6 protein-coding genes and 1 pseudogene are annotated in these 8,930 nt (G+C 55.9%); 4 read left to right on the top strand and 3 right to left on the bottom strand.

Going from position 1 to position 8,930, the window contains the following annotated elements:
• Positions 1-209: 209 nt before the first annotated feature.
• From N4A58_RS20880 to N4A58_RS00065, 3 genes are read right to left on the bottom strand one after another with little or no spacing between them, the layout of a single operon-like run.
• A complete protein-coding gene (locus N4A58_RS20880) occupies positions 210-1,169 on the bottom strand; it encodes a TniQ family protein (protein ID WP_111368995.1) in 960 nt (319 codons plus the stop codon).
• A complete protein-coding gene (locus N4A58_RS00070; RefSeq protein ID WP_229678661.1) occupies positions 1,166-2,023 on the bottom strand; it encodes a TniB family NTP-binding protein in 858 nt (285 codons plus the stop codon). Before N4A58_RS00070 ends, N4A58_RS20880 begins: the two co-directional genes overlap by 4 nt.
• Positions 2,001-3,629 carry a Mu transposase C-terminal domain-containing protein gene (locus tag N4A58_RS00065; RefSeq protein WP_082894773.1) on the bottom strand — a complete coding sequence of 543 codons (1,629 nt, stop codon included), beginning with the start codon at positions 3,627-3,629 and terminating at the stop codon, positions 2,001-2,003. Before N4A58_RS00065 ends, N4A58_RS00070 begins: the two co-directional genes overlap by 23 nt.
• Positions 3,630-3,797: 168 nt before the next feature.
• On the opposite strand from N4A58_RS00065, the pseudogene N4A58_RS00060 reads away from it, so the two are divergent.
• From N4A58_RS00060 to N4A58_RS00045, 4 genes and pseudogenes are all read left to right on the top strand, one after another.
• Positions 3,798-4,466, top strand: a pseudogene (locus tag N4A58_RS00060) (OB-fold nucleic acid binding domain-containing protein); the annotation flags it as partial.
• 216 nt (positions 4,467-4,682) lie between these two features.
• Positions 4,683-6,335, top strand: a complete 1,653-nt coding sequence (locus tag N4A58_RS00055; RefSeq protein WP_222481655.1) for a DEAD/DEAH box helicase — start codon at positions 4,683-4,685, stop codon at positions 6,333-6,335.
• Entirely contained in the window at positions 6,319-8,151 is a 1,833-nt protein-coding gene (locus tag N4A58_RS00050; protein WP_222481653.1) for an ATP-binding protein, read from the top strand. The genes N4A58_RS00055 and N4A58_RS00050 overlap by 17 nt, the downstream gene beginning before the upstream one ends.
• The coding region (locus tag N4A58_RS00045; RefSeq protein ID WP_293706860.1) for a phospholipase D family protein at positions 8,151-8,930 on the top strand (780 nt) is incomplete at its 3' end. The genes N4A58_RS00050 and N4A58_RS00045, both read left to right, overlap by 1 nt.

The following is an 8,930-nucleotide window of genomic DNA, read 5'->3' as shown; positions in this document are numbered from 1 at the left end:
GTGGACTGGTTCAACAACCGCCGACTTCTCGAGCCCATCGGAAACATCCCGCCAGCCGAGGCTGAGGCCAACTTCTACGCAGCTCTGGAAACTGAAGAAATGGCCGCGTAACTAACCATAATTAGCCTCCGGCAAGCCCGGTGTCGTAGTACCCTAATAAAAGAGAAATTACCGCTTCTGGCCTATTTTGGCGATTTCTGTGCCTCTATTTAGGATATGTCCACAGGTTTCGGCGACCTTCGGATGAGTGGTTCCGTCTGCCAAATCTCTTGCGCGCGGAGCAGAAGTGCATGTCGATCAGTGTTGGAGCCGAGTTCTTCAATTGCGCGTCGTGCCGCATGAAGCGCTCTCTCGGATGGCACAAGTCCAGTTGTTCCGAGCCCTCGTGTTCTAGCTCGGCGGCCTATGGCTCCCTGGTCTGCATATCGATATTCATGAAGTCGGGCCCAGCTCTGGAGATTCTCCAAAGCCTCACTCTGTCGCGGAAACGTACGCAACAGACTCCGCGCTGCCCGGTTGTTTCGCGCCACCCGATAGGCAGTGCGAAGCAACGGGTGCTTTGATCCGAGTTCAATCGCAGCGAGAACAATTGTTCTTTGGGCTTGGTTCTCAGAGATCAGCGCATCTGCATCCGCCAATTTCCACAATCGCAGAAGGTCTGACGTTTGTCTGAACTGATGCAGGCTTTGTTGGTCGCCAGAGACTACAGCTGACGCCAATCTTTTAGCCCCCTGAACCGCACGCGCTTTCATACGCTTTGAGATACCAGCATGCGGACATGTCGATACCAGAGACCGACCGCAACTTTCACAGTTTGTCGACCAAGCAAACCGCCAGTGGCGCAATACCAGATCCGGCGTTTGCTCTTGGCAATATGTGCAGGTCTGAAAGTCATGTGTTGCCAGATAGTTCAATGAGCGGGCGCTCAAATTTGGCAATGTCATCGCCGCAATCTCGGTACGTTTTCTTCCAACAGCCGCGCACAATCGGTCTACACAAACTTGCTCAAGGTCGCTCGAGCGGTCGGGCACCCTGCCCCTTTGCAAGCCAAGATAGCCGCACAGTTCTTCGGTTGAACAGTGATTGGCTTGTGCCAGCCGGGTAAGCCAGCTCGAAAGCAGTTCATCGCATAGGGGTGGTGGTCGGCGGGGCAGAAGCTTGATGGTCACTCGGCCTCAACGGCCGTCTCAAGCGGAACCGTCCACGCATGTTTGTTCCAGGTCGGCCGCCATGTCGCGACAGCCTCATCCGTAATCCTCTCTTCCCCAGAATGAATCGCATCGATGGCCAGAGACTTAATCATGATAAAGACGCGGGACGTGACCCCGCCGGTCACCTTCAGGATGGTTCGGAGCGAAGCAACGGTCAGGCCCGAAGGTTTTTCCAGCGCCATGGCCGCGATCAGTGTTTGGATCAGACGTGAGAACTCTACATCGTCTTCCCAAAGCGGCAAAAAATGTTCATCCAACCGGCGCGCAAGCTGGTCATCGCCACGGACGGCATCAAGCGCTTCGTTAACGCCAAAGACCACGAGCGATACGCTAAGCTCATTTGCGAGGAACCGTAGCATGTTGAGGAACCGACGTTGCTCCCTGTAACTGCCGGCAAGCAGATTGTGCACCTCGTCAATCATGAGCATTTTCAGGTCCATGTCTCTGAGATGGTTCAGCGCCCGAACCTCCAGTTCCGAGACTGTGCGACGCCCCCACATGGGCGCGCCAATCGTAGATAGTAAGTGTTGGTAGAACCTTCTCTCATCCGGCGCGGGTGGTGCCTGAAGCAGCAATACAGGTGTCTTGGTGATCCCGAGATCACTCTTGTATTGAGTGGGATACTTGCTCGCCATACGTTTGGCGATCATCGTCTTCCCGATGCCAGAGCTCCCATAGACCATCAAACCTGGCATGCGACTTTGTCGCGGTGTTTCCATCAATGATGTCAATCGATTGAGGACAATCGTTGCACGATCAAAAGCGATCCAATGGTCGCTGCGAATGCGGTCAATTCTTTCGTTTTGGGTCATGAAATTCATCTATGGGATAGGTTGGAAGATCAGGGTTGCCGGTATCAATCGCGAACATTTCACGAGAAGGGTCGCGCTGCTTTGGGGCCTTTGACAGGCGCGCATCCCGCTCTTTACCCAGCCTGGCTGCCTTGGTTTTCTGGCGCGCTGCCTCGGCCAGACGCCTTTGCGCGTCTACCATATCAAACAGCGCCTTTTCGTGGATCCGCCCACCGTGCTTTTCTTTCCATTCTTTGCGGGCGCGGCGACTTTCCCAAAGAGAGATTTCGGGATGACTGAGATTTCGGTAGCGCGCTTCGATCATGCGACCATCGTCTACCTGCACCCAAATCTTCGATAGGTTCCGCGGATCAAATCTGACTTGCGCCTTCTCTTTGCCCCGCCCGATCAAGGACGCAAACGCATCATTCCAGTAGCGCACTTCAAAAAGCGTGATCCCTGTGCGGCCAAGCTTGCGCCATTCAAAAGGCATGAAGCTCGATCGAAACGCGTCCACATCGACAACTTGCCGCCCTGCTGTATCGCCACCCAAATCGCTCCAGGCAGCAAGAGGTGTCCGGCCAAGAGCCCGATGCGGGGTGTTGTGATACCGACAGATTTCAAGATGAAGCCAGTCTTCAAACTCAGCAAGCGTCAAAGTCGCGTTTTGTTCGCTGTTATAGTCACCCTTGTCTTTGGGTGACGAGTGCGTGGTTCCAGGCAATACGTGAACCGAACCCATAGTTGTACCGATCAAGCGCTCAATGTGACCTCCGTAATGCTTGCCGCCCTTGGGACGATAGGAAACATCAATGCCCCAATCCTCGCACGCGGACTTGAACGCTCTGCTGCGGAACTCCTGGGCATTGTCCACATGAACAGCCTTCGGAATACCAGCCGTAGGCCAGGTAAGCTCTTCAAGGGTGCCGGGCACATGCACTGTCTTTCGGCGCACGCAATGGTCGAGACAAAGCGCAACCGACAGAACGGACGGTGCATCGAAACTCACGTATACGCCCAACACCACACGCGTGGTGACATCGATCGCCATCGTCAGGTTCGGCCGCGCAAGAGGCTGTCGATCGATGTGATCGACCAAAAATACATCGGCCTTGGTATGATCGATTTGCACGACGTCGAGTGGGTCGGGAACGTCGAGTTTGCCAGGACGCGCTGCGAACAATTGTCCAGCTACGTCCGCGCCATGTCGCTTTGAGATGACCTTACGCTGGTCCATCGCATCTAGCCGCCGCTTAACTGTTCGACGGGTCGGAGGCTGGAAGCCCTTTGCATCACACTCTGAGCGTATCTCACGCCAAATGCGCAAAAAACTTGAACGTTCTCGAACCAGATAGTAGCGGCTAAGGGTGGTGCTGATGATGCGCTCCACATCCGGAGCAAGACGCCCTTTTCCAGGTTTAGGCCCGCGCCGACCCGGTTGCAGCGCAACGGATCGAGCATCGTTCTCTTTGAGACGACGGTAAAGCTTCCAAGTATAGCTTTTGGAAAGACCCAACTCCCATGCCGCGTCGCCAATGGCACGACCAATTGGGTCGCCCTTTTTTTCAAGCTCAAGAAGCGGCCGCAGAATAGCAGCACGATGTTTCGCAACGGCTTCAGATTTCACAGCGCGTCTTCATCACAAATCGCCGAAAGTTATCCACAGATAATCTTGTATCCTAAATTAGGGTACAGTATCCTAATTAAAGGTACAATGCCACAAATAGAGGTACAAGCAGCCATTGAAAAGTCAGGGAAAAATTAGCCTCTATTCTCTTTAATTAGGGCACAACGACAGCTGGCAGAAGGGGATGCCTTCGCCTCGCTCGGTCTCAATCGGCGCGATGCGCTCTGGGCCGCCCGGGCGTTGCGAGGGCCAAAGCCCCTGCCCCTCTTCGGCGCTGACGGTGAGGGCGGAGCGGAACCGGCAGTTGCGCTGCCGGCGATGACGTTGGGCCAGGAGGTGATCGAGGATTACTTAGCGCTGCGGCTCTCCCTGCGCGCCCATCCGGTGGAATTGCTCCGGCCGCGCCTGCCCGAAAGCCTGCCGCATGAACGGCTGAACCAGGCGACCGGGCGCATCACCGTCACGGGTCTCGTGATCACGCGGCAACGGCCCGGCACGGCATCGGGCGTGATCTTCCTGACGTTGGAGGACGAGACCGGCGTGTCCAACGTGGTGGTCTGGAGCCGGGTCTACGAGACCTTCCGCAAGGCGGTGATCGCGGGGCGGCTGCTGCGTGTCACCGGCAGGATTGAACGCGAGGGACAGGTCGTTCATGTGATTGCCGAGCGGATCGAAGATATCTCGCCGATGCTTTCGAGCCTCGGGCGACCGGCCACCGACGCGGGCGATCGTCAGGCAGGGGCAATGGGGCACCCCACCCGAGGTGGCGGCGGATCAAGCGCCCGGCATCCGCGCGAACAGGCAAAGAAGCTGTTTCCGAGCCGGGATTTTCACTAGCAGCGCCTTTCCCAGAACTGCTGATGCCGTTCGGAGCTTTTCAGCATCTGAACGACGAAAAACCTCAGCCTTCAGCCAACAGATTCTTCTGAGCCGCTACCTAACCCTAGGAATAGTTTGGAGCTTCATCTTACTAGCATAGCAGGCCAGCACCAAAATGTGGCATAACTCCTCCAACAAACCTGAAAGAACGAATGAGAGGACAGCGAGCAGACCATGTCACCCGATACAGACATCGATCTGGACTCGCCGGGTCTTGCATTTTCCAAACTCTTACGCTTGGCGAAGCCTGGGAGAGTCAAAGCCCTTCTTCCTGACGAAATGCTCGACATTATGGATGGGTTGGAACCGGGTTTCAGCACGTCAGACAAATTGACCGAGCTGGCAGTGAACATGCTGGACCCTGCCGAGACACTGCAGCACGATACGTTGCGCGACGCCGTAATTTCTCTGATGCCGCTAAGGAAAGCGCGCGAGCTTTGCACAAAACTCGGCACTCCAGCCGGGCGAAACCCTTTCGATGATGCACTGAAGCTTGCCTCGGACGCAGAGAACCTCCCAGCCTTGCTTTCCTTTTTTGGTGTCGTCGACGACCCGACAGCTCCAGGGGCGCAGCTGCCAGGAAATGATCGCGCCCCCGTCGGCTACGGGCTCTTTGAGCATCAGCGATTGGCGGCAAGGCGCACTGAACGGATGCTCTTCGAAGGCCCCCACCGCGGTGTCCTGCACATGCCTACAGGCGCCGGAAAAACACGTACCGCAATGCACCTCGTCGGATCCCACCTGAGCGCCAGTGAGCCGACACTAGTCGTATGGCTCGCACAGAACATAGAGCTTCTCGATCAAGCAGCCGATGAGTTTCAGAAGTCGTGGCGCTTCCTTGGCAACAGGGATGTCGGGCTTTGGCGGCTTTGGGGAAACAAACGTGTCGATCTCGCTAACGCCAAGGACGGGCTCGTCGTCGCCGGCCTGGGAAAGATGTCCGCGTTGGAAAAGAACGCAGTGAACGATCTGCTCACCTTGGCTGATCGGGCGTCTTTGGTTGTCATCGACGAGGCACACCAAGCAATCGCCCCAACATACCGCTCCGTTCTAGATGCCCTGGCAACAAAACGGGCGACGACACGTCTGCTAGGCCTGACGGCCACTCCGGGACGAACCTGGGATGATTTGAGCAAAGATGAAGAGCTCTCCGAGTTCTTCGGTCGTGAAAAGGTAATGTTGGAAATCGAGGGCCACCCCGACCCGGTCACATACCTGATGGACGAGGGCTATCTTGCTCGTCCGCACTTCCGGACACTGAATGTGCAGGCCGGCCTCGATTTATCGCAGGAAGACATGCAGGGCCTGTCACAGGCGATAGATGTGCCGGGGAGTGTTCTGGAGCGCCTAGGTCAAAGCACACAAAGAAACCTCAGGATTATTTCAGAGTGCGAGAAACTCGTGTCGTCCCATCGCCGCGTCATTGTCTTTGCCCCATCGGTTGCCAACGCCAGGATGCTAGCAGCCATCATGCTCGCACGGGGCACTGAAGCACTTGTCGTCACCGGAGAATCTCCTCCGGCAGCTCGCGAACGGGCTATTCGACGCTTCAAGAGCCAGGCGCCAGAACCTATTGTGATGTTCAACTATGGCGTTCTCACAACTGGCTTTGATGCACCGCAAACGAGCGCGGCCATCATTGCCCGCCCCACCAAGTCTCTGGTTCTCTACAGCCAAATGGTGGGCCGGGCTACGCGAGGCGTAAAAGCTGGGGGAAATGAAACCTCAGAGATCGTCACGGTGACGGATACTGAAATGCACGGCTTCGGAGACGTGGCCGACGCTTTCTCCAACTGGGAAGATGTTTGGAATGAACGAGATTGTTGAAGATGGGGCCGCTGAGTCCGGATTCATTATTCCACCGGAACTCGCCGTCAAAGCGATGCGCGATAGTGGGTATCGAAATACCGCATACGCACTCGCAGAGCTGATCGACAACTCAATTCAGGCTGATGCTAGTGAAGTCGAGCTCATCTGTGTCGAGCAATACGAGCAGGTGAATTCTCAGCAGCGTCTTCGCCTGCAAGAGATCGGTACCATCGACAACGGCAATGGGATGTCCGCACAAACATTGGCCATCGCGTTACAGTTTGGAAACGGCACTCACCTGGAGGATCGAGCTGGCATTGGACGGTTCGGCATGGGACTTCCAAACTCTTCGATTTCGCAATGCCGCCGCTTGGATGTCTGGACTTGGACGAACGGTCCGGACAACGCAATTCATTCCTATCTGGATGTCGCTGACATTCAAAGTGGTGTGAAAGATCGGGTGCCTCCGCCAACTCCTTCCCCCGTTCCCGCCAAATGGCGCGAACGGTCCGAGATTTTGGGAACGTCCGGTACACTCGTTGTCTGGTCGCGATTTGAAGAGTATCGACTTACATGGCGAGGCGCTGAAGCGACCCTGCGAAATACCGAGGCGATCATCGGCCGGATGTATCGCAAGTTCATTAACGATGGCCGTGTCGCCATTCACCTCGTTCGGGTCGAAGAGGGTGGGAACACCGGCCGAAGGTTGGCGGTTGTCAATGATCCCCTCTACCTCATGCCGAACTCCTCCACTCCCGAACCTTTTGAAAAGGTTCCGATGTTTCAGCGTTGGGGCGAGAACGACGAAGAGTTCACAATCGATTTTGGAGGCAAGCAGCACAAAGTCTTCGTCAGGTTTAGTTGGGCCAAACCAGAGACTGTGCCTGATGACGGGCTGAATCGCGGCTCAAAGCCGTACGGCAAGCATGCCATGAAGAACCTCGGTCTTTCGATTGTTCGAGAGGGTCGTGAACTCGATCTGGATACATCTTGGACCAACAGCTATGACCCCACGGAACGATGGTGGGGAGCTGAGGTCGAATTCCCTGCCACGCTCGACGAAATCTTCGGTGTAACGAACAACAAGCAAAGTGCGACGATCTTTTCGCAGCTGGCCCAATATGATTGGAAGGCCGACGCAGAAGCGAATGAAAGCCGTTCCTCTTTCATTGAACGAGCGAGCAGCGAAGGTGACCCGCGGGCGCTCCTAATCCCTATCGTCGAGCACATCCGGGAACAGATCACCCAACTGAGAAAAAGGACAGAACAGCAGACGAAAGGCACGCGAAGTACGGGCGGCCGCAAGCGTCACGAAGAGCCAGGCGTGGAAGACACCGTCACCTCGAAGTTCCGCCAACGTGCAGACGAAGGATATGAGACACCAGGAGACACGGAGGATTTCGGAGCCGATGACCGGGATGCCTATGAAGACGACTTGAAGGACGACAAGCACTATCCCGACGACGTCGCCAAGGCCATTGCTGACGCTATCCTTACGAGAAAGCGCAAGGTCGCTTTCCTGGAGAAAGCCATGGAAGGCTATGCGTTCTTCAACGTGGAGAGCGTCCAAGGCGGTGTCACCAACGTTATCTTCAATTCCAACCATCCGTTCTACGACAACCTGGTGAGAGCGCTGAACCCGGACACAGAAGAAGATACCGAGAAGGAACTGCTCGACCGCGTACACATGGCTTCGGACACACTACGCATCGTGTTTTCGGCTTGGGCTCGCTACGAAATGGAAGAAGTCAGGCACAAGCAACGCCTCTCGGACATGCGTCAAGAGTGGGGCAAGATGACCCGGTTCTTCCTCGACGATGGCGAGGATGATTGATGCTGGGCGACCAACTGCTGGAACTAGTGTCATCGGCGAAAGAGCGAGTCGTCCTCGTTGCGCCCTTCATTAAGGTCGATGCGCTCCAGCGGGTATTGGACGCCGTCCCAATCTCGGCAGGGCTCCATATCGACTGCGTTACACGTTGGCGACCCGAAGATATCTTAGACGGTGTCTGTGACCTGGAGATCTTCGAGGTCATTACCGATCGCGCGAACGCGCGGCTTTGGAGGCACCCAAACCTGCATGCCAAATTCTTCAGGGCCGACCAGTCTTGTCTTCTCGGCTCCGCTAATCTGACAGGGCGAGCGCTTGGTTGGCGTCTCCCGACCAATCTCGAACTCCTTGTTGAGTTAGATATGAGCCGACATGAGCTCCAGGCATGGGAAACATCGTTAATGAGCAGCTGCGTCTCAGTGACGACCGAACTACGTGATCAGATCGCGCACCAGGCCGCAGACCTGGCGGCCCAGCGTCCAAAGATAACCTCGATCGATGTTGAGCACGACGATGATCCGAGTTTTCGATGGATACCCCTCTGCCCGTCGCCAGAACGGCTATTCAAGGTATATACCGGCGAGCTTGACGAGGCAAAGATGGTCCGGTCGGCCTTCGAGTTCGCACAACGCGATTTGAGAACACTTGGCCCGCCCAAAGGCTACCCGGAGGAACAGTTCCTGGAGTACGTTGCGGATCGACTCCAGAAGTTGGAAGTCGTCCAAAAAGTGGTTTCTGCCAGCAGTTCAGGGATTTCGGATTCTCAGGCGGCCGAGCTGATC

Origin of the sequence: Donghicola sp. (assembly GCF_025210255.1) — a bacterium.
GTDB classification, from domain to species: domain Bacteria; phylum Pseudomonadota; class Alphaproteobacteria; order Rhodobacterales; family Rhodobacteraceae; genus Donghicola; species Donghicola eburneus.
This window is presented reverse-complemented; position numbering and strand designations above follow the sequence as displayed.

Bases quoted from the DNA above. Each gene is read 5' to 3' on its own strand.
- N4A58_RS00070 (WP_229678661.1), bottom strand. From the start codon at position 2,023: ATGACCCAAAACGAAAGAATTGACCGCATTCGCAGCGACCATTGGATC.
- N4A58_RS00055 (WP_222481655.1), top strand. From the start codon at position 4,683: ATGTCACCCGATACAGACATCGATCTGGACTCGCCGGGTCTTGCATTT.
- N4A58_RS00050 (WP_222481653.1), top strand. From the start codon at position 6,319: ATGAACGAGATTGTTGAAGATGGGGCCGCTGAGTCCGGATTCATTATT.